The 21,183-nt window shown below is 59.5% G+C and carries 22 protein-coding genes; 8 read left to right on the forward strand and 14 right to left on the reverse strand.

All coding sequences use genetic code 11. From position 1 onward, the window contains the following. Positions 1-14: 14 nt before the first annotated feature. Genes hisH through hisD form a run of 6 tightly spaced genes read right to left on the reverse strand, consistent with a single transcriptional unit; the run spans position 15 to position 5,130 of the window. Positions 15-650: an imidazole glycerol phosphate synthase subunit HisH gene (gene hisH / locus HMPREF3153_RS12885; protein WP_005528800.1), complete on the reverse strand. Its 636-nt coding sequence runs from the start codon at positions 648-650 to the stop codon at positions 15-17. Between the two features lie 3 nt (positions 651-653). After that, complete coding sequence (locus HMPREF3153_RS09340; RefSeq protein ID WP_141740938.1) at positions 654-1,844, reverse strand: MFS transporter; 1,191 nt, start codon at positions 1,842-1,844, stop codon at positions 654-656. A 50-nt stretch (positions 1,845-1,894) separates the two neighbouring features. Continuing rightward, positions 1,895-2,053 carry a hypothetical protein gene (locus HMPREF3153_RS12760; RefSeq protein WP_046645250.1) on the reverse strand — a complete coding sequence of 53 codons (159 nt, stop codon included), beginning with the start codon at positions 2,051-2,053 and terminating at the stop codon, positions 1,895-1,897. 14 nt (positions 2,054-2,067) lie between these two features. Beyond that, positions 2,068-2,670, reverse strand: coding sequence for an imidazoleglycerol-phosphate dehydratase HisB (gene hisB, locus HMPREF3153_RS09345; RefSeq protein WP_070420649.1), 603 nt, complete (start codon positions 2,668-2,670; stop codon positions 2,068-2,070). Beyond that, the gene (locus tag HMPREF3153_RS09350) at positions 2,670-3,800 is read right to left on the reverse strand and encodes a histidinol-phosphate transaminase (protein ID WP_070420650.1); all 1,131 of its coding nucleotides are present in this window, start codon (positions 3,798-3,800) and stop codon (positions 2,670-2,672) included. Before HMPREF3153_RS09350 ends, hisB begins: the two co-directional genes overlap by 1 nt. A gap of 4 nt (positions 3,801-3,804) precedes the next feature. After that, the gene (gene hisD / locus HMPREF3153_RS09355) at positions 3,805-5,130 is read right to left on the reverse strand and encodes a histidinol dehydrogenase (protein WP_070420651.1); all 1,326 of its coding nucleotides are present in this window, start codon (positions 5,128-5,130) and stop codon (positions 3,805-3,807) included. A gap of 221 nt (positions 5,131-5,351) precedes the next feature. On the opposite strand from hisD, the gene HMPREF3153_RS09360 reads away from it, so the two are divergent. Beyond that, positions 5,352-6,299, forward strand: a complete 948-nt coding sequence (locus tag HMPREF3153_RS09360) for a YbjN domain-containing protein (RefSeq protein ID WP_070420652.1) — start codon at positions 5,352-5,354, stop codon at positions 6,297-6,299. A 19-nt stretch (positions 6,300-6,318) separates the two neighbouring features. Here HMPREF3153_RS09360 and HMPREF3153_RS09365 read toward each other — a convergent pair whose 3' ends face one another. From HMPREF3153_RS09365 to HMPREF3153_RS09380, 4 genes are all read right to left on the reverse strand, one after another. Then, on the reverse strand, positions 6,319-6,561 hold the full coding sequence (locus tag HMPREF3153_RS09365) for a hypothetical protein (RefSeq protein ID WP_070420653.1): 243 nt from the start codon (positions 6,559-6,561) through the stop codon (positions 6,319-6,321). A gap of 39 nt (positions 6,562-6,600) precedes the next feature. After that, positions 6,601-8,142 (reverse strand): molybdopterin-dependent oxidoreductase, encoded by a 1,542-nt coding sequence (locus tag HMPREF3153_RS09370; protein WP_070420654.1) that lies wholly within the window; start codon positions 8,140-8,142, stop codon positions 6,601-6,603. 228 nt (positions 8,143-8,370) lie between these two features. Continuing rightward, positions 8,371-8,859: a hypothetical protein gene (locus tag HMPREF3153_RS09375; protein ID WP_246817183.1), complete on the reverse strand. Its 489-nt coding sequence runs from the start codon at positions 8,857-8,859 to the stop codon at positions 8,371-8,373. Between the two features lie 116 nt (positions 8,860-8,975). After that, entirely contained in the window at positions 8,976-9,707 is a 732-nt protein-coding gene (locus HMPREF3153_RS09380) for a hypothetical protein (protein ID WP_246817184.1), read from the reverse strand. 358 nt (positions 9,708-10,065) lie between these two features. Between HMPREF3153_RS09380 and HMPREF3153_RS09385 the strand changes: the two genes are divergently transcribed. The 5 genes from HMPREF3153_RS09385 (at position 10,066) to HMPREF3153_RS09405 (ending at position 16,217) form a co-directional block, all read left to right on the forward strand. Continuing rightward, positions 10,066-10,605 (forward strand): TetR family transcriptional regulator, encoded by a 540-nt coding sequence (locus tag HMPREF3153_RS09385; protein ID WP_046645243.1) that lies wholly within the window; start codon positions 10,066-10,068, stop codon positions 10,603-10,605. A gap of 99 nt (positions 10,606-10,704) precedes the next feature. Beyond that, positions 10,705-12,924 (forward strand): glycogen debranching protein GlgX, encoded by a 2,220-nt coding sequence (gene glgX / locus HMPREF3153_RS09390; protein WP_070420656.1) that lies wholly within the window; start codon positions 10,705-10,707, stop codon positions 12,922-12,924. Positions 12,925-12,955: 31 nt separating this feature from the next. Continuing rightward, positions 12,956-14,311: an exonuclease domain-containing protein gene (locus HMPREF3153_RS09395; RefSeq protein ID WP_070420657.1), complete on the forward strand. Its 1,356-nt coding sequence runs from the start codon at positions 12,956-12,958 to the stop codon at positions 14,309-14,311. A gap of 115 nt (positions 14,312-14,426) precedes the next feature. Beyond that, on the forward strand, positions 14,427-15,140 hold the full coding sequence (locus HMPREF3153_RS09400) for a hypothetical protein (protein ID WP_246817185.1): 714 nt from the start codon (positions 14,427-14,429) through the stop codon (positions 15,138-15,140). Positions 15,141-15,209: 69 nt separating this feature from the next. Beyond that, the gene (locus tag HMPREF3153_RS09405) at positions 15,210-16,217 is read left to right on the forward strand and encodes a GTP pyrophosphokinase (RefSeq protein WP_070420658.1); all 1,008 of its coding nucleotides are present in this window, start codon (positions 15,210-15,212) and stop codon (positions 16,215-16,217) included. Here HMPREF3153_RS09405 and HMPREF3153_RS09410 read toward each other — a convergent pair. The 4 genes from HMPREF3153_RS09410 to ilvA are packed head-to-tail and all read right to left on the reverse strand — an operon-like array spanning position 16,214 to position 18,818. Next, positions 16,214-16,600 (reverse strand): RNA-binding S4 domain-containing protein, encoded by a 387-nt coding sequence (locus tag HMPREF3153_RS09410; RefSeq protein WP_046645240.1) that lies wholly within the window; start codon positions 16,598-16,600, stop codon positions 16,214-16,216. The genes HMPREF3153_RS09405 and HMPREF3153_RS09410 overlap by 4 nt on opposite strands. 19 nt (positions 16,601-16,619) lie before the next feature. Beyond that, entirely contained in the window at positions 16,620-16,856 is a 237-nt protein-coding gene (locus tag HMPREF3153_RS09415) for a hypothetical protein (protein ID WP_005528768.1), read from the reverse strand. A gap of 21 nt (positions 16,857-16,877) precedes the next feature. Beyond that, positions 16,878-17,519: a YigZ family protein gene (locus HMPREF3153_RS09420; RefSeq protein ID WP_046645239.1), complete on the reverse strand. Its 642-nt coding sequence runs from the start codon at positions 17,517-17,519 to the stop codon at positions 16,878-16,880. A 15-nt stretch (positions 17,520-17,534) separates the two neighbouring features. Next, positions 17,535-18,818 carry a threonine ammonia-lyase IlvA gene (gene ilvA, locus HMPREF3153_RS09425; RefSeq protein ID WP_005528764.1) on the reverse strand — a complete coding sequence of 428 codons (1,284 nt, stop codon included), beginning with the start codon at positions 18,816-18,818 and terminating at the stop codon, positions 17,535-17,537. Positions 18,819-19,280: 462 nt separating this feature from the next. On the opposite strand from ilvA, the gene HMPREF3153_RS09430 reads away from it, so the two are divergent. Beyond that, positions 19,281-20,549, forward strand: a complete 1,269-nt coding sequence (locus tag HMPREF3153_RS09430) for a choice-of-anchor I family protein (protein ID WP_371440906.1) — start codon at positions 19,281-19,283, stop codon at positions 20,547-20,549. 97 nt (positions 20,550-20,646) lie between these two features. Then, complete coding sequence (locus HMPREF3153_RS09435; protein ID WP_046645238.1) at positions 20,647-21,147, forward strand: hypothetical protein; 501 nt, start codon at positions 20,647-20,649, stop codon at positions 21,145-21,147. Positions 21,148-21,183: the final 36 nt, after the last annotated feature.

The following is a 21,183-nucleotide window of genomic DNA, read 5'->3' on the forward strand; positions in this document are numbered from 1 at the left end:
GTTTCAAATCCTATTTAAAGCGTGTTCATCCAGTTGCGTAACAAACGGGCCCCTACTTCCCCGGACTTCTCCGGATGAAACTGGGTAGCCCACAACGCGCCGTTTTCTGCTGCGGCCACGAAGCGGTCGCCCCCGTGCTCGGCCCAGGCAACCTTGGGCGGCTCGGTAATTTCGGTGCTCAGCTCCCACGAACGCGCGCCATAAGAATGCACGAAGTAGAAGCGTTCGTGCGGGTCAATACCGGCGAACATCTGGGAGCCCTCCGGAATCTCCACGACGTTCCAGCCCATGTGCGGCAGCACGTCTGCCTGCAGCTTCTCGATTCGGCCTGGCCACTCGCCACAGCCGGCGGTTTCAATACCATGCTCGTTACCGGCGTCGAAAAGCACCTGCATTCCCACGCAGATACCTAGTACCGGCCGGCCGCCCGCCAGGCGCTGGCCGATGATGCGCGGACCCTGTGCCTTCTTCAGCCCTTCCATGCAGGCGGCGAAAGCGCCGACTCCGGGCACCACGAGGCCGTCTGCCTCCACGGCAACTTTTGGGTCTGCAGTCACGGTGACCTCGGCCCCCGCGTGCTCCAGCGCGCGCTGCGCGGAACGCAGGTTACCTGCACCGTAGTCCAGCAGAACAACATTCTTCCGTGTCATGGGCTATACCTTACGCAACCTTCTCAACCGTGTTTGGATATCGTGAGTTTCGCTCACGCGGGTCTTGCCCAGCACCATATCTGTGACAGTGAGCAGCAGTCCGCCCGCGATAATCGCCGCGCCCACCCCGAAGGCGCCGCTATAGCCGGAGCCTGCGACGATGGCGCCCAAGACGGTGGAACCTAGGCCGGTGCCGGCGTCGTAGAAGATGTTCCACACGGCGGAGGCCTCGGAAATCTTTTCGCGCGGCACGCGGTTAAACATGGACAGCAGTGCCTCGTTTTGCGCGATGCCGAAGGAACCACCATAAATCACCGCGCCAAGCACAAGCAGCCACAGGGACCAGCCCTGTGCCAGCGTCAGCGCGATAAGCCCCACGCCCAGCGCCGCAGCGACCTGCGCCGGAATATAGAGGGTTCCGGGCCTGCCGAGTCGATCAGCGACCACACCCGCCAAGTAGCGCAGCACCATCGCTGCAGCACCCACGACAGACAGCAGGAGCCCGCCGACGGCCGCGCCTTTCACCGGGTCCAGTTCACGGGCGGCCGGAGCGATGAACGTGGACACCACGCCGTAGCTCATGGAGAAGGTGGTCAACGCGAGCGCTGGCACGGCGACGAGTTTCCACATCGGCGCCACCGCGTATTGCTGCGGCACCGCGCTTGGCCGCGCCGCCTTCAGCCGCGGCACCCGCAAGCACATGAGAAAGCCCACGATGCCGATAATTCCAGCAGTGATGTAGACGGTACCGAATCCCCACGCCTGCCCCATGGCGATACCAGCGGGCAGGAACAGCATCTGCGAGAAGCCGATGAATACGCCGATCATGCCGGTGGCCTTGCCGAGCAGGCGGGGCGGGGTGATCTCCGCAATGAGCGCGTTTTCGGCCACAGTCAGCGCGCCGAAGCCAATTCCGCGCAGCGCGGAGAAAAGCAGCACCACCCAGGCCTCGTTACCGAGGAGGTGGCCGAAGGCGGGCACGCCAAGCAGGAGTGCGGACGCAGCCATCACCGGACGATAACCAAAGCTGCGCAGCATTCGCGGGGTCGCGATCTGGGTCATGACCGTCGTAGCCATGAAGGCACCCGTGGACGCGCCGGCGAGGGTGGCCGAGCCGCCGGATTCAAGAACCGCGAGCGGAACTACCGGCAAGAGGATCGACCACGCGCTAAAGGCCGCTGCCACAGCCACCATCGTTGCTGCGTATCCGGGCACCGACCACACAGACGCCTGTACTTTGCGACTCACTGCCCCATCACCCCAAACATCCACGCTAAAGCCGCCGCTGCGGAGACCGCCCCGAGAACAGCTGCGACAAGCGTAAAGAACTTAGAACCCTGCTGGTACGCCGACCATGCGCCGCCAAAGAGCAGACCCGCCACGAGGAACAGGATCAGGATCATGATGTTGCCAGAAATCAGAGCGCTCCCTTCGTGGAAGGAATTCCCTTCATGCGCGGGTCAGACTCCACGGCCTGGCGCAGCGCGCGGGCCACGGCCTTGTACTCCGCTTCGGTGATGTGGTGGGGGTCGCGTCCGTAGCGCACGTTGAGGTGCAGCGTGGTCGCGGAATGGGTAGCCAAGGTCTCGAAGAAGTGGCGGTTAATCACGGTGGCGTAGTGGCCACCGATGACCTGCCACTGCATGTTCTCCGGCTCGCCGTTCATGACAAAGTACGGGCGGCCAGAGATGTCGATAACAGCCTCGACGAGGGTCTCGTCCATCGGCAGCAGCTGGGAACCGAAACGGCGGATGCCGGCCTTGTCACCGAGGGCGTCGGCAATAGCGCGTCCCAGCACAATCGCGGTGTCCTCGACCGTGTGGTGAGCGTCGATCTCGGTATCGCCTTGGGCGTGAATTTTCAGGTCGAAGCTGCCGTGCGTGCAAAACGCGCCCAGCATGTGGTCAAAGAACGGCAGCCCAGTGCTGATGTCTGATTTGCCGGAGCCATCGAGATTGATCTCGATTCGGATCCGGGACTCTGAAGTCACGCGTTCGGCGGTACCGATGCGATCTGCCATTACCTGTCTCCTTCGCTTTCAGCCGTTGTAGAAGCGCCTAAGACTTTACCGGCAAGCTCTTCGGCGGCGGCAAGGAAGGCATCGTTTTCCTCCGGCAGGCCGATGGTGGTGCGCAGGAAGCCTGCTTGGCCAACGTCGCGAATGAGCACCTGACGCTCCAAGAACTGCTCCCACACCGTGTGCTGGTCTGCAAAGCGCCCGAAGAATACGAAGTTCGATTCGCTGGGCATGACGAAGTAACCGAGCTCCTGCAGCTTGGCGACGACCCTGTCACGCTCAGCCGCCAGCTTGGCCACTGTGGCAAGCGTGTCCTCGCTATAGCGCAGAGCGACGGTGGCGGCCGCCTGCGACAGAACCGACAGGTGGTACGGAAGACGCACGAGCATGACTGCCTCGACGAAGGCTGGGTCAGCCACGAAATAGCCCAAGCGGCCACCTGCGAAGTCGAAGGCCTTGGACATGGTGCGGGAGACCACGAGCTTGGTGGGGTACTTCTGCAGCAGTGTGGTGGCCGAGGGCGAGTCGGAGAATTCCATGTAAGCCTCGTCCAGGATCACGATTCCGGGAGCGGCCTGGATGATCTTCTCCACGAGCTCGATTGGGGTGACGTCGCCAGTAGGATTGTTGGGCGTGGTCACGAAGACGACGTCAGGCTGGTGCTCCGCAATGGCTGCGAGCGCAGCGGACTCATCGATGCAGAAGTCCTCACCGCGTGGGCACGCGATGAACTCCGTCTGGGTGCCCGCACACAGAATGGGGTGCATGGAGTAGCTCGGGGTAAAGCCCAATGCCTTGCGGCCTGGGCCGCCGAATGCCTGCAGCAGTTGTTGCAAAACCTCGTTGGAGCCATTGGCGGCCCACAGGTTTTCCACGCCCACGCGCACGCCGGTCTGCTTGGTGATGTATTCAGCAAGCGCCGTGCGCAGCTCTACCGCGTCACGCTCTGGGTAGCGGTTGAGGCTCGTCGCCTGCTTCTCAATGGTGCGCACCAAGTCGTTGACCAGCGCCTCGCTCGGTGGATAAGGGTTCTCGTTGGTATTGAGCTGGTTGTCGACCCGCAGCTGCGGAGCACCGTAGGCGGACTTTCCGCGCAGTTCTTCGCGCAGCGGAAGATCGTTGAGTTCAGCCATGGTTCTAGTTCTCCTTAAAACGGGCTGCGATGGATTCGCCGTGAGCGGGAAGCGCCTCGGCGTCAGCAAAAGCAATGACGTTAGCGGAAATATCTTCCAGCGCAGCGCGGTCATACTCGATGAGGTTGACCGGGCGCAAGAAAGTGTGGGTGGACAGGCCCGCGCTAAAGCGCGCGGTGCCGGAAGTCGGCAACACGTGGTTAGAGCCCGCCGAGTAGTCGCCCAGCGGCACCGGCGAGTAATCACCCACAAAGATGGCGCCGGCGTGTTTGATGCGCTCGGCTACCTCACGGGCATTCGTGGTGTGGATTTCTAGGTGCTCTGCGGCGTAGGCATCCGCTACGGCAATGCCTGCCTGGAGGTCATCTACCAAGATAATTCCGGACTGCTCACCTTCGAGAGCCTCCCGCACACGATCGGCGTTGCGGGTGACCTCGAAACGTGCGGCAACCTCGGCGTCGACAAGCGCAGCGAAATTCGCGTCATCCGTAATGAGCACGCTCGCCGCCAGCGGATCGTGTTCTGCCTGGGAGATAAGGTCATAGGCCACGTAGATAGGGTTCGCCGTGGAATCCGCCAAGATGGCAATCTCCGTGGGGCCCGCCTCGGCGTCCGTTCCCACCACGCCGCGCACTAGGCGCTTGGCGGCCGTGACGAAGATGTTGCCCGGACCAGTGATGATGTCCACCGGCTCCAACGCGGCCTCGCCCGTTTCGGGTTCGTCGTCGCCGTAGGCCAAAAGTGCCACTGCCTGGCTACCGCCGACGGCCCACACCTCGTCAACGCCGAGCATGTGGCAGGTTGCAAGAACGGTGGGATGCGGCAGACCGCCGAACTCCTCCTGCGGCGGCGACGCCACTACCAGCGCGGAAGCACCGGCCTCCTGGGCTGGAACCGTGTTCATGATGACAGAGGATGGGTACACCGCCTTGCCGCCCGGCACGTATAGACCCACGCGTTCGATGGGCTGGAACACCTCGGTGACCGTGGCGCCTGGGGCAAGCGTCGTGGTGTGCGAGCTAGGCTTTTGTTCGGCGTGCACCTTACGAACGCGCTTGATGGATTCTTCGATTGCCGCGCGTACCTTGTCGTCGAGTTCCGTTGCTGCCTTGGCCAATTCCTCAGCAGGCACACGCACCGTTGCGGGGCGCACGCCGTCGAATTGCTCGCCGAAGCCAAGTGCGGCACCAGCGCCACCGTCACGGACCGCATGGACCATCGGAGCAACCTTATCCACATAGGCGGCAACGTCTGCACCTCCGCGCGGAAGGACACGACGCAACTGGGATGCCGTGAGCTGCTTTCCGCGGAGGTCGATGGTGTGCAACATGCTTGAATCTTCCTTTTCGGTTGGTTTTTCTAGATTCCGCTGGCCAATTAGGGGGACCACTGTGGCCTCATTGTAGGCCACAACTTATTGGACTTTTTCTATAGCCAAACCAATATACTAACGCTAAATTCGCAGCGCGGGGCCATGTTTAGGTAATAGAATTAAGCAGCACCATATCCACGCATCATCGGTACGTAGATTAAGGAAGGCAGGGCTCGCGCATGGACGAATTCGATCCGGAAGCCGAACTGGGCCCTTCTCCGGGCGAGCTGTTGCTCATGAGCGTTGCACGCATTGCGGCAACAAACGGCATCCACTGCATTCACGTCAGCGATGAGTTACTCATTTTCCCCCATTCCACGCTGGGAGAGACCCGTGTATGCATGGATCCGGAGGGCGAACCGGTGTTGCGCTTTTATACGACGCCGAGCGGCCACCTGGGCTTCGCGGAGGTCTCCGCAGCAGGCGAATTCGCCAACGACTGGAACCATGACTGCATTTCCCCACGCATAGTGCTCGACTATGACGACCCCACCGCAGTGACAGTGTGGGGCCACACGTTCTTGGTGGTCCAAGACTCCCCCACCACCGAACAGCTAGAGGCTACCTTGACCCCGGCGTTGCGTAATTCGGAGCTGTTTTTAGAAGCGCTTGGCGACGCCTTCCCTTCCCTCCGGCAGGCACCACCCTCACTGTCGATTACGCCGTTAGAGATGGACCATACGGACGAGGAATCAGATACGGTTCGTCCGGTCGACGTGGAACGAATTGAGGAGATTCTGCGCAAGCTCGGGATAAACCGCTTTCAAACCGATTCTTCGCAGTCCATCTACGCGTGGATTAACGACGTTTTGTTCGCATTCGTAGTCGACGTGGGGCCGAGTTTTATTATCAAAGGCCACTGGGATCCGAATTTCCGCGGCGAAGACTTCACCCGCATATTCCTGACCTGCAATGATTGGAATCGCACCAACCACTCGGCGGCGGCATTTTGCCACTCAAACTCCGATGGCTTGCAGGTCCGCTTGGACTACGCGGTCATGACCGGTGGCGGAATGAGCGACGCGCAGATGCTCACCACCTTGGGACGAGGCATGAAGCACATCCTGCACGGCATCGACGATATTGCCCGAGAGGCGGTCGGCGCCTCACCGGTGCAGTGGCCTTAACAGGCCTTAAAGGCTCAAACTACTGGACGATTTCGTAGTTGCCCGCCTTAGCCAGGGCCTCGTTCATCGCCGGGACGGAGGGGATCACATCGTCCTTGTGCTTGACAACGAGGAGGGCATACTCATTGTCCGTGATTTCGAAGGTGGCCTGACCCAGGCCACCGGAAGCGAAGATGTCATAGAGTGCCTGCAGCGCTTTACGGACATCGTTGTCATTCTTTACGCCGCTGACGTGGTAGTGAGTGGAAACAATAATCGACATGAATCAAATTGTACGACTTTTGCCGTGAGATTCCCGAATTTAGATACGGCCGTTGAACGCCTGCAGCGCAGAATCCTCGCGGGTACCGCCGCGGCCGTCGCCGTAGTCTGCGTAGTCAGCGATCCAGCTAACCTTGGAAACCCACTTCACGGCCTTGTAGCCGTGGTTGGATTCCACGCGGCAGCGCGCCGGGGCGCCGAGATGGATGTCGACTTCATGGCCGTTGCGGGACAGGGCGATGACAGACTGTGCATCCAGGGCGTCGTCAATGCTAAAGCAGGCATAGAAGGGCTCGCGCGGGCGGTTGTCATACATCTTCTGCGCCAGGCCATAGGACTCAACCATGACGTAGTTGGCGCCTTCTGGGCGCGGGCCCAACAGGCTAAGCACGTCCTCGATGGAAGGCCCAGCCCAGCGGGAGGTCGCCGACCAACCCTGCATGCAAGTATGCGTTGCCACGTAGGACTGCTGCGGCAACTCACGCAGCTGCTCGATGGTGACGACCTTCTCTACGCCATTAATGTCATCAGCCAGCGTGATTTCGTAGCCCTTCCAGTCGTTCTTACGGAACTTGGTCCACTCCGGCGACTCATCGGGCGTCGGCGGCAGGCCGTTGGTCCAGTGAAACTTGGAGATGTCCTTATCGGTATAAGCCTGCTGGGTAGAAGGCGAAACCTTCAACCAGTTCAGGAAGATTTTGCGACCGAACTCGGTAAACTTCACCACGGTGCGCTGGGCACGGGCGCGATCTGCCAGGGACCAGTAGGACAAGAAGATCCAGAACAAAATGACCACCACGATGGTAAAGACCACGGTGGTAAAGGCCTGCGCGTAGCGCTCCACACTCACGTCGCCGAAGACCATGTGGACCATGTTGTGCTCGCGGTGAACAAAGAACACGAGGAAGACGTGCACCACAATAAACGCGCTCATCAGCACCATTCCAATGAAGTGCAGGGAGCGAGCACCCTGGTGGCCACCCCAGAATTTCACGTAGCGTGGGAACTTCACTCGCACGGCAGGGGCCATGGCTACGCCGGTGAGCATCATAAACGGCGCCAGGATGAAAATGACGAAGGAGTACGCGAGCTGCTGGAGGGCGTCGTATGGCGTGAAGTGCTCTAGCGAAGGCGCCTGCAGGCTCAAGTAAACCTTGGCCGATTCCCAGGCCTCAGGGAAGATATCCCAAGAGGTCGGAATCAGCCGGCGCCACAGGCCGGTGGCAAAGAGCAAGGTAACGTAGACAAAGCCATTGAGCACCCACAGCATCACCGCGGCGCCGTGCCAGTGGCGGCCCAATCCGATGTTCTCGCGGCCGGGCAGGGAAAGCATCGGCGAGACCGAAAGCTCATCCATAAGGGAGGTGTAAACGCCCTCCTCTTTAGGCAGCTCACGCTTTGTAAACTTGATCCACTCGGTGCCAGGCGCGCAATCACTGCGCCACCACAGGCGCGGCAAGGAAGAGAGCATTTCAATGCCGGAGCGCAGCAGCATACCGATGAGTACGAAGTTAATGAGGTGCGAGGCCCGCAACCAGATAGGAAAGTCTGGGTTTTCACCCAGAGCCAATACATAGTCCATGGGAAAATTCCTCGGTGGTGAGAGATACAACTTTTCACTAGTGTGACTTATTTTTCATTGTGTCGCATCCGCCCCGAAATTCCAATGGTTTTTCCGTACTTATTTAATTCTTGGACAAAACCAATCCCCCTAGCTGGAACAATGGAGATTTACTCCACAGCATGATTCCCGCCACACATCCAGCCAATTCACATAACGTATACCCCCCGAACCCCGCATCCTCGGCCCCTAATCTACGCCCGGCACGTCCACGAAGGCCGCCGACCAATAGGCAAACATCGCCATAAACGGCGAAACCACCCACGCAATACCCGGGTCAAACTTTGGCACAAACTGGACTACCTGCCCCGGATCCGCCGGTGCGGAATGCGCCGTTACCCCGCCGACTACATAGAAAGCCGCCGCACCTGCCAAGCAGGCCACCCCACACCACAGCAATTGCCCTACGCCGCGGAAAGTCGCACCGCGCATATAAGAAAACAGTCCGAAGCAAAGCCCCAAGAAACCCACCAGGACAGCGAAGACAATGAAGGAAGAAAACTGCACGTCAGCAACATTTTCGATAGCATAGCCACCGTCTTCTACTTCACGGCCAGTAAGAGTCGGGCGCCACATCCCCCATACCGCCCCCACTGCCGAATAGACAACAAGGATTAGGGCAAGCAGCCCTGCGCCGAACCCGATGGAGCGAGGAATACGAAACTTGGACTTGGACACCATTTCTTTATAAGGCCTGACTCGAAAGAACTAAAAACGAAAAGGAGGAAGTGCCAAAGCACTCCCTCCTTATAAATTACAGCGCCTTGATTGACGCTATCTTCTCCGCGGAGAGTTTAGACCTCACCACAGAAGGTCCAGTTGCCGTTCTCGCGACGGAAGCGCATGGTAGAGCTGTCCACGCCCTGGTTAGTCTTGACGTTCACCGTTGCAGAGGCGTCATCGCCATTGACCACAACATCGTTAATAGATTCCACACCAACAGCATTCCAGTCGAAGCCATTGAGTTGGCTTGTATCCTGGCCAGAAGCAGCGAGCATGTTCTTCAAGTCGTTCATTGGAACGTCCGGAATCTGGTTGTAGTCCATGTTGGCCATCTCAGCGCCCTGAGCATTCAGCACTGCAGCGCAGGTGTGATCCGGCATGTACTTAAAGAACTGACGCATCGTAGTGGTTTCGTACAAGCCACGAACCAGCCGGTTAATGCCATCGACATCAGCCTGGCTTGCTGGCTCGCCCTGAACCGGTGGTACCGGAGCAGCGTTCTCGAGCGGGTTAGCGCCGCCTTCAAAAGGGTTCACCAAAGTCTCTGGAGCAGCAGCGGCGTCCGCGTCCTTCTTTTCCTTGTTTACATCCTTCTCATCGCTAGCCTTAGCGTCCTTGCTTGGCGCAGCCGACTTGTCTGCGCTCTCAGAAGCTTTGGACTTTGTGGATGGGGCTGCGGATGTTTTCTTATCGTCAGACTGAGCTTTGTTCGCTTCATCGTCGCTTCCACACGCTACCAGTGCCATCGGCAGCACCATTGCTACGGCAACGAGGGACTTCTTCGCAGGGGTTAGAAAAGACAAGGGTTGGGCTCCTGAGATATACGGCTTTGCTCGATTCATCACAACGTGCCTCAACACGACGTGATGATAGACCTTGTGTTCAAGTGTCCAAGCAAGTTTTGGTTCTGGTCAATACTAACAAGTCGACGGTGAATATTACATGGCGGCAACCTTAAAGAAGTCTGTGAAACTTTGTCGCTTCTTGGAGATCACTGTCAAATGTTAGCCCCAGCACCTAGTTCGTCGAGTTACCTCCAGTAATCACCCCGCATTTCACGTCCTATCAACCTTGCGGGCCAACCCCTAGATTCGACGTCGGCACAAGCGCTTTCTATCTGAAATAACCAAAACCCAAGATTTAAATAGGTAAGATGTCACCGTGCAACTACACCGAGACCGCATTTTGTTCACAGCCCTTGAGCTCCTCAATTCCTACGGGCTTGCAGACGTAACGATGCGCCGAGTTTCCACCACGTTGGGCGTTGCCCCCGGTGCGCTGTATTGGCACGTTGCCAACAAACAAGCCCTCATCGCAGGCATGGCAGAGGAGATCCTCTCCCCAGTCGAGGGTTCCAACCCAGTTGATTTTGCCATGAACCTGCATGCCACCCTGATTAGCTGGAGGGACGGCGCTGAAGTAGCAAGTGCGGGTTTGGCTTTCCCCGATTCTCACGCATGGGACACCCTCATCGACAAGCTGTCAGCATCGTTTGATTCGATCAGCGACCAAACGGTTTCAGATGACAGCATTCATGCCGCAGCCTTAGCAATCGCGCATTTGGTGCTAGGAGCTACGCAGATGGAACAATCCCAACAACAGTTGTTGGCCACCGCAGGCGAAGGTCAAACAATCGACCATGTCCCTGACATTCGGCGGGGCGTGGAAATTATCGTCAAAGGCCTCCGCGCCCCATTTTAATCCTCCACTTTGCTCCCCCTTACCCGCTTTTCGTGCGGGTTTGCCGCTAAATCCGTTCACGCCACGACCGTGTCCGCTTGATTCATTAAGCTCTAATGCATGACTGAAACCTCTGTTTCCCCGGTTGAAGCCTCGTCCAACGCTGACACCACGGCTGATGCAATTTCCCCGACTCAAGCATGGCCCGGTAAAGCTGCCCCACTGGGTTCAACCTTTGACGGCTCTGGCACCAACTTCGCCATCTTCTCTGAAATCGCAGAGCGGATTGAATTGTGCCTCATTGATCGCGATGGCTCCGAAGAACGCGTTGAGCTAACCGAAGTCAATGCTCACGTCTGGCACGCATATTTGCCAAACGTCGGACCCGGCCAGCGTTATGGCTACCGCGTCTACGGTCCATATGATCCAGACAATGGCCTGCGCTGTGACCCCAACAAACTCCTTGTGGATCCTTATGCGCGCGCTTTCGATGGCGACTTCGACGGTGATGCTTCCCTCTACTCCTACGACATCCATGCCGAAGAACCAGGCACTGGCCGCAACGAGGAAGACTCCCTCGGCCACACCATGCTTTCCGTGGTCATCAATCCATTCTTCGATTGGGCGGGTGACCGTCGTCCGCGCACTCCAGACAATGAAACGGTCATCTACGAAACCCATGTCAAGGGCATGACGATGACCCACCCGAACGTACCAGAAGAGCTCCGCGGTACCTACGCAGGTATGGCGCACCCAGCCATCATCAACTACTTCAAAGAACTCGGCGTTACCGCAGTGGAGTTGATGCCGGTGCACCAGTTCCTGCAGGATGACCGCCTGCGCAATCTCGGCCTGCGCAACTACTGGGGCTACAACACCTTCGGTTTCTTCGCACCGCACCTGGACTACGCCCATGCCAAGAAGCCAGGCGAGGCGGTCGCCGAGTTCAAGGCCATGGTCCGCGCATTCCACGAGGAAGGCATCGAGGTTATCCTCGACGTGGTGTATAACCACACCGCCGAAGGAAACCACTTGGGCCCGACAATTGCTTTCCGCGGCATCGATAACCACGCTTATTACCGCTTGGTGGATGACAACAAGCGCCACTACATGGACTACACCGGCACGGGTAACTCCTTGAACGTGCGCCACCCTCACTCCCTGCAGCTCATCATGGACTCCCTGCGCTACTGGGTCACGGAGATGCACGTCGACGGTTTCCGCTTCGACTTGGCGTCGACGCTGGCGCGTGAGCTTGACGACGTCGACAAGCTCGCCACCTTCTTCGACTTGGTACAGCAAGATCCCGTGGTCAGCCAGGTCAAACTCATCGCTGAGCCGTGGGATGTGGGCCATAATGGCTACCAAGTGGGCAACTTCCCACCGATCTGGAGCGAATGGAACGGCAAGTACCGCGACACGGTCCGCGACTTCTGGCGTGGCGAGCCCGCCACGCTGGGTGAGTTTGCGTCCCGCATCACCGGCTCTTCCGACCTGTACGCCAACAACGGCCGTCGCCCAACCGCGTCGATCAACTTCATCACCGCACACGATGGCTTTACGCTGCGTGACTTAGTCTCGTACAACGAGAAGCACAACTCCGCTAACGGTGAGGACAACCGCGACGGCGAGTCTCACAACCGTTCGTGGAACCACGGCGTTGAAGGCCCCACGGATGACCAAGAAGTCAAGGCACTGCGTCGACGCCAGGTACGCAACTTCCTGACCACGTTGCTCCTGTCCCAGGGCACACCGATGCTGTGCCATGGCGACGAATTTGGCCGCACCCAGGGAGGAAACAACAACGTCTACTGCCAGGACAATGAAATCTCCTGGATGGACTGGTCCTTGTTGGACGAGGAAAAGAGCGCCACAATGCTTGGGTTTACCAAGCGCGTACTCAACATTCGCCGCGAGCATCCGGTATTCCGCCGTGAACGCTTCTTGGCCGGTGGCCCGCTGGGCTCGGACGTGCAGGATCGCGACATCGCCTGGCTCGTTCCTTCCGGCAAGCTCATGACGCAGAATGACTGGGACCATGACTTTGGCCGCGCGCTGATGGTTTACCTCAATGGCAACGCGATTACTGAGACCACTGCCCGCGGCGAGCGCATCACCGATGATTCCTTCATCATGATCTTCAATGCCCACCACGGTGACATTGAGTTCACCCTGCCCACCAAAGACTTGGGTGCACGCTGGCGTCTCATCGTCGATACTGCCGATTCCGGCGGATACCCCGCGGAGGAAACCTACATTGATGCGGAGGGTACGATCACAGTTCAACCGCGCTCGACGCTGATCCTTCGCCAAGAAGAGCCACCAGTCTTCGACGCTTAAGAATTTGTCCGCTTCCTCGGAAAGGTAGTTCGTGTCTTTTCACGCCCACGGCACCCATGTCGATGTCACCACTAAGGAGCTCGTGTTTTCTGCTTCATTGCTCGCGGCTTCCTTGGGGCATGCCAAGCAAGAGCGCATCGAGCTTGACCAAGTCACCGGTGTGACCGTCACCGAGCCATCGGCGACGAGCTTTGGGTACGTGGAGCTAGACGGCGTCGACAAGCGCGTGCTCTTCGCACCGAATCAGGATGCCGCCGCTTTTGCACGGGCGGTGGAGGCGGCGCTCAAGGGCGAGGCGCCCGCGGGCGGTGCTGGAGTCACCGGGCTGAACTTCACGGCAGTTGACGTGGAAACGGCCAACGACAACTGGGGCTCGGTGTGCCAGATCGGTGCGGTGCGTTTCCGCGATGGCCAGGAAGTGGAGTCACGCACCTGGCTGTGCACTCCCCCGCCGGGCCTTGAGGAATTCGCCGACATCAATATCTCCATTCATGGCATCACGCCCGAGGATGTCGCGGATGCCCAACCTTTTGCTGCGGCCGCGGCGGAGCTTTTTGAGTTCCTGGGCGAGGATGTTCTCGTGGCCCACAACGCGCAGTTTGATTCGACTGCACTGCGCAGCGGCCTGCTCAAGGCCAGCGCCTCCATTCCGGAAATCACTCTGGCTTGTTCGTTGGCTTTGGCTCGTGACGCCTCGAAGGCCGGCGTGATCGACGTGGCTAACCACAAGCTGCCCACGGTGGCATCATTCTGCGGCGCGGAGGATTTCCAGCACCACGAGGCCACCGCGGATGCGCGCGCTGCTGGCGTCATCGTCGTGGACTTGGCTCGCCGTTTCGGGCACACCGGCTCCATCCACGAGCTGTTCCGACACCGCGAATTCACGCTGGGCAAGCTCGATTCCGCGGCGATTATCCCGGTGCTGCGTGCACACACCGCGCCAACTTCTGCGGCTGACCTCGGAGCCGGAACGGACTTCCGCGACAACACCCGGCGCGCAGGCACGTCCAGCAAAAAGAGCTCTTCTGCAAAGAAGACCAACCGCGGTCCCGCCCCGTGGCAGTCCGTGGCTACTCCGGATACCATCCCAGATCCGAATCTTGATGCCGATCCCGAAGGCGCGCTGTTTGGCCAGAACGTTACCTTGACTGGTGAGTTTGAGCCCTTCGACAAGGGCTTGCTATGGCGCGGCATCGCCGAACGTGGCGGTCAGGTGGGCAAGAACGTCACGAAGAAGACCACCATCTTGGTGTTGGGCGAATGGGCGACGAAGACCTCCAAAGAAAAGCGTGCGGAGGAGCTCATCGAGAAAGGCCAGGAAATCCAGCTGTGGCCTGCTTCCAAGCTTCTTGAAGAGCTGCAGCTCGACGCCCAGCCGCCCTTCTAGACTTCTTGCGCGGGGATTTAAATAATTCCGCAGGTTTAGGGAACCATTTGCGGGCGAGCCCAGTCCAACAAAGGCAGACTCTCACCAAGATTTGCTCTCAAGGAATGTCCTCGCCATGACCACTACAATCACCGCACCACTCTCCCACCAACACCGCCACTTTCACCCCAAGTTCCCGAACTTGGATTCTGGTCCCGATTTTGAGGCGATCACTCTTGCCGGGCTGTTGCCTGCTCTTGCACGGCGCATCGACTTCAACGGCGTTACTCTCACGGACCAAGGATTCGGCGATACGCCCGCAGGGGTGCAGCTTTCGCGGGAGCTATCGATGTTATTCTTGCACTGCGATGAGTATTCGACGGACCCTACGGGCGCGGCATCGTCAAGCGGCCCATTGGCCTGGGTATCGCATCGCACCCTTGGGGAGCTCAGTCTGTCCACACGGCAGGCATGGGACCTTGCAGCGGCGAACCTACAACGCCGCGCGCTAACAGACCAAGGCCTCGAGTTTCGCACCCGCCGCGCCACCGAGCTGCTGCCTGGTTGCACCGGAGGAGTCCAGGTCGAGGCCCTGGGCGCACCAACGAGCTCGTGGTTGGCGCACCCACAGACCTTCGCCATCCTGGACCAGCATCTGCGGCGTCTCATCCGCGCGCAGAAGATAACCTACCTCATCCCGGATCGCCGCACCGTCATCGCGCTCAAGGATGCACCAATCGAGCGAGCGCGTTACTGGTCTCAGAAGCTGTCTGAGCAAAGGCGGTTGCGCGGCGCGGTATTGTCGCCGCAGCCACTAGTATGGGCTAACGGATTTCCTCTCGAAGTGTAGAGGAACATTATGCCCGCGCCACCGTCTGGCCGCGGGCCCGTATCAAGAGGCGTCAGGAGGCCGGCGAGGGTGAGCGAATCCACCATCTCTAAGTTGAGCAACCAGTACCACGATTGGGTCCGGCAGCATCCCCAGGCCGCGGACGAGTTCAACGACGCCATCGAGGACTTGCTTAACGACGCCGGCGTCATCTTCGACCGCGTCTCTACCCGCGTGAAGCGCTGGCCTTCGCTGAAAGCCAAAGCCAAGAAGCGCCACGCCAACGGCGAGGCCTACTATCCCAATCCCTGGGACGATATTCACGATATCCTCGGCGTGCGTGTGACGGTCTTTCACTCCACCGCGATTCCGCAGGCGCTGGAGGTGCTCGGTGATTCTTTCACCGTGGTCCGCTCAGTGGACAAAGCGGCAGAGACCCGCATCTCCGGCGGCTTTGGCTACGGTTCCCACCACTTGGTGCTGCGCGTGACTAACGCTATCGAGGAGCTCGCGGCCTACGAGGGCTGGACTTTCGAGGTCCAGATCCGCACCGTACTGCAGCACGCGTGGGCTGAGTTCGAGCACGATATCCGTTACAAGCAGGGCACGTCCGTGCCTTCGGCGCAGGTGGACCGTTTGTTTACTCTGGCGGCGGGTCTCATCGAGCTCGCAGACCAGCAGTTCGACGAGATCGCTGCTCTCAAGGATCCTTCCACGGATACCAGTGAGGACGTAGAGCTTAGCCCCGAGACCCTCCCCGGCGTTCTGGCAGTGTTGGTAGGCGGCCGCTTTCCGCGTTCACGCTCCGAGCATTACCGCTTCCTGTTGGAGATTCTCGAGCTCAACGGCATTACCACGATGAGCCAGCTCAAGGCGCTGCTCAACGCAGGCGACATTGCGTTCGTCCACGACGCCATTCGCTACAGGTTCCGCCCGGGCCAAGTGCGCCTTATCGACGATCTACTGCTCAACAAGTTCGGCAGGCAACACATCGACGCCACTGCCGACGTCGGCGACCGCAACGATCGCAAGCGCCGCCTAGCTGGCCGCTTCAAGGCGCTACAAAACTACCGCGCGCATACGGCAAAGCAGGACTAGCGGAAGCCGCCGCGGAACTTATCCATCTCGCGGCGTTCCTTCTTGGTGGGTCGTCCGGAGCCGCGCTCGCGCACCGGAACCGAAGGCATGAACTCTTTAGGCGGTGGCGGCGGCGCGTGGTCGATGTAGCAGGTGCGCGCGATGGGAGCACCCACGCGCTTCGACACGGTTGCAAGAACCTCGAGGTCGTGCTCGTGGTGGTTGCGCCAGATTCGCACGCGATCCCCCGGAACCACCTGCTGCGAGGGCTTGGTGGCGTTCCCGTTGAGTTTGACGTGCCCGGCCTTGACTGCGTCTGCGGCCTCCGAACGAGTTTTGGCCATGCGGACAGACCACACCCACGCATCAATGCGGACAGGTTTGGAGTCAGGTTGGAGGGGCATGGCTAAAGGAAAACCGCGCTTAACGGTTGTTGTTCTCGTTGACGATCTTTTGGACCTTGGTCCAGTTGTAGACACCGCCGACCACAGCGACGATGAGGCCCAAGGTCATCCAGGTCCAAAAGCCCGTCAGTGCCCAGCCGAGCAGCACGCCACCAGCAACACCGCCCACCACGGAAACCACCGCATTGCGGGAGTACTTGCGTACCTGTTGCTTCTTAAGCTCGATCGGATTGTTAGGGCGTCGCTGCATAGTCATAGCGGCTATTCTAGCGCAGCGTCAGCTAGCCAGCTCCACCCACGCGGTACCGGCTTCCTTTGCCTGACCCACGCCTTGTGTCAGCGCCGCAATCGTGGCATCCAGGTCTTCTTTGCCGCCCGGCTCAATGGCGAGCGTGTAGACCACCGCTGCCCCATAGGCGGTATCAGTGATGTCGTATCCGCGGTTGCGCAGCTCCGCCTCCAAGCGCCCGGCATCGGCATGAGAAAACTCCACCGTGTAGAGCTCGCGCAGAGCACGCGTACTCCGTGAGACAAGCTCGATCGCCTCGCTCACGGAGCCGCCATAAGCATGGACCAAGCCGCCCGCGCCCAGCTTGACGCCGCCGAAGTAGCGCACCACGACCGCGCACAGGTCCAGCATCCCGGAGCCTTTGAGCACATCGAGCATGGGCTTTCCGGCGGTTCCGGAGGGCTCGCCATCATCGGAGGAGCGCTCCACGGGGTTCGCCCCATCCACGTGGTAGATATACGCCGAACAATGGTGACGGGCGTCCGGAAAGCGCTCCCGCGCGGCGTCGATGAACGCGCGTGCTTCCTCCTCATTCGTCACGCGGTCCACGAGCGTGATGAAGCGCGAACGCTTAATCTCAATCTCGTTTTCCACCTGCCCCAGCGCGGGGCGCTCATAGCTAGTCAGCACAGCTAATTAGCGTACCTAAGCCACGAGGAAGTCATACTCCGGGGTGCCCGGCTTGAGCTGCTGCACGTTAATCTTGGAATCGGCCATGCGCTGCAGCAAGCCCTCGATGTCCGAGGCGCGTCCAAGCTCCAAGCCCACCAGCGCTGCACCCGTCTCACGGTTATTGCGCTTTAAGTATTCGAAGAGCGTGATGTCATCATCTGGCCCCAGGATGTCCTGCAGGAAGTGACGCAGCTGGCCCGGTTCCTGCGGGAAGTTGACCAGGAAGTAGTGCTTCAGACCACGGTGGACCAGGGAGCGCTCCATGATTTCCGCGTAGCGCAGGACGTCGTTGTTGCCGCCCGAGATAACGCACACGACCACGCTGCCCGGAGCCAGCTTCAGCTCGCGCAAACCCGCCACGGACAAGGCGCCCGCAGGCTCGGCGATGATTCCTTCGTTCTGGTAGAGCCCCAACTGTTCCGTGCACACCAGGCCCTCGGAAGCGATATCCCAGTGCAGGCGCCCCTGGTTTGCCTCCAGTATTTGGAAAGGCAGCGCTCCGATGCGCTTGACTGCGGCACCATCGACGAAGGGATCGACGGTTGTCAAGGTCACGGGTTCACCTGCATCAAACGCCGCGCTTAGCGACGCCGCGCCCGCCGGCTCAATCCCCACGATCGCCGTTCGCGGTGCCATGTCCGCGAGGTAAGAGGTGATGCCGGAGATGAGCCCGCCGCCACCAACAGGAACGACGATGGTATCGAGGGACTTGCCTTGGGCGGACAGCTGCGAGAGGACCTCTGCGGCCACGGTGCCTTGGCCGGTGATGGTGTCGCGGGCGTCAAAGGGCTCGATGAAGATGGCGCCGCGGGCGGCGGCGTCGGCATGCGCGGCAGCTGCCGCCTCGTCAAAGTTGGCGCCGGTGACCACCAGCTCCACCATGTCCCCACCGTGAACCATGATGCGGTCGCGCTTCTGCTTCGGCGTTGGCTCTGGGACGAAAATCTTGCCCTGGATTCCCATGGAGCGGCAGGCAAAGGCCACGCCCTGCGCGTGGTTGCCGGCAGAGGCGGTCACTATGCCGTGGGAGCGCTGTTCCTCCGACAAGTTGGAGATACCAAAGAGCGCACCGCGGATCTTGTAGGAGCGCACGTCTTGCAGGTCCTCGCGCTTGAGATAGACCTCGTAGCCGGTCTCAAGGGAAAGACGCGGGCAGTACTGCAGCGGGGTGGGCGCAATTTCCGAGCTAATTCGCGCCTGCGCCATTTGAATATCAGAGGCATGGATAGGCTCAAAAGCAACGGAGGTATCAGTCATAGGTGCCAAGTTTAGCGCGCAGCGCTGGCGCGGAGCACATTACCTAGCAATCGACCGATTAACCGGAATTTAACTTAAAACTTCCCTCGCCGTTGCGTTAATTTTCTGCACCGCTCATCTTGAGTAGCAAAGGTATCTCGAGGCGCTTTGAGCCCGCTATAAACCATTGCGCGGCCTACTTTTCTCATGCCTTCTCTCCAACTTTTTCTTCAAAGGAGCGCACAACCGTGATTCACGCTGACCGTTTCCCCCTTCGCCGCCGCGTCCTTGCGCTGTGCGCAGCTGCAGCTACCGGGGTTCTCCCCTGGTAGTTCCAGCTAACGCTGCAATCGTGGCCAAGCCAGTCGAGCACTCTGCCGAAAATGCCGGCCTCAAACTGACGCCGCGAATCCACAGAAGGGTTCCACTGTCTCCGCAGGCGGAGACAAAGAGATCAATTCCGTCGCCGTACGCCGCGATGGCTTGGCAGTTGCTGCCGTACAGCAAGCCGACAAGACGCAGCAGGGCGAAGCCCTCTTCTTCGATGTCAGCACCGGCAAGGAGTTGGGCCGCGTCGGCGTTGGCTCCTTGCCTGACAACGTGCACATCACTGCAGATGGTTCCTACGCGCTGCTGGCGAACGAGGGCGAGCCCTCCAACGAGCTCAACGCCACTGGCGATGACTACGCCGTGGACCCAGAGGGCTCGGTCTCCGTAATTGCCCTGCCCAAGACCGTCAGCGCGCCCACCGAGGCAGACGCCCGTATCGCAGACTTCCGTGCTTTCGACGGCACCACTTTGCCAGAAGGCATACGTGTATTCGGCCCGGAGGCGCACGACGCTAAGCCTTCCATCGACTTCGAGCCGGAGTACATCACCTCTGCGGACGGGGTGGCTTATGTGACGATTCAGGAGGCCAACGCCATCGCGGTCCTCGACATCGCCTCGGCGACGGTCACCAAGATTCTTCCTGCGCACATCACTGATCACTCGCAGGTTCCACTCGATACTTCCAACAAGGATGGCGCGGCGCAGCTGCGCACCCTAGGCGTCAAGGGCCTGTCCATGCCGGATTCCATCGGCGCATTCAAGGCCGGCGCTAAGACCTACTTCGCCACCGCGAACGAGGGCGACGCGCGTGAATGGGGCGTTGCCGAGGACGAGGGCGGCACCGATGTCTACACCGAAGAGACCGAACTCAAGGACCTCATCAAAGAAGGCAAGGTGTGCGAGGGCGCGCTTGGCGACGTCGTCCTTGACGAAGTTGCCAACAAGAAGGTCGCTGGCAACTTGAAGGTCACTAACGCTTCTGGCTGGAATGAGGAAAAGGGTTGCTTCGACGAGGTCTACTCCTATGGAACGCGCTCGTTTAGCATCTACGATGAAGCTGGCAATGTCGTCTTCGACTCTAGCTCCCAGTTCGAGGAAATCAGCGCCAAGCTGCATGCTGAGGCCGTTCTCAACCACAACGCCGACAACGAGTCCGCGGAGTTCGACGACCGTTCCGATAACAAGGGCCCTGAACCAGAAGCACTAGCCATCGGCAAGGTGGGCTACAAGACCTACGCGTTCGTTGGCGCTGAGCGCCTTGGCGGCATCTTTGTCTACGACGTCACCGAGCCCGCAAATGCTAAGTTCACCACCTACGTCAACAACCGTGACTTCAGCACCGATGGATTCTCTCAGGCCACCACCCTCATTCTGCGAGTCTTGCCTGAAAATCTGCGTTCCGAACTGGAAAAATACTTTTAGACAATTAGATTTCTCCAAGTTATAAAGACCTTGCTATGGTATAGGAGATTTAAATCCCATCGGCTTTGATGCCAACTCTCAAGGAGAACTAACTCTTATGCGACTTTCCACGACTTTGGTCGCCGCTTGCGCCGCCGGTCTTGCTCTCATCACCCCTGTCGCCGCTAACGCCGCTCCAGCCGCTCCCGCACCGGAACTGTCCGCTGAATGCCAAGCTCAGGTTGATAAAGCTAAGCAGGCCCACAAGGATGCTTTTGAGAACGGCACCGCAGGTTCTTCCTTCATGGGCCCACAGGAGCTGCTCAAGGGAATCTTCAACGGCTACGGTTCCTCCGGCATGCCGAAGACCCCGGACTGCGTTGCTGCAGAGCAAAACGCTGCCGATAAGGCCAAGGAAGAGGAAAAATGGTCGAAGATGCCGGAGTGGGCACAGTCCGCTCGCCCATCTGAGGGGACCAAGGAAGTCTTCTCTTGGATCTCCGTCGCCCTGACCGGCGTCGCTGCGGTTGTCCAGGCTCTCGCAATGGTCGCTAAGTCTAACCCGGCCCTCCTCGAGCCGGTCAAGGAGATGCTGCGCAACGCAGGCGTCAATGTCTAATAGGCGGATTCTAGGCGTCGTTGCACCATTGGTTTT

It is taken from the genome of Corynebacterium sp. HMSC06C06 (genome assembly GCF_001807295.1).
GTDB lineage: Bacteria > Actinomycetota > Actinomycetes > Mycobacteriales > Mycobacteriaceae > Corynebacterium > Corynebacterium striatum.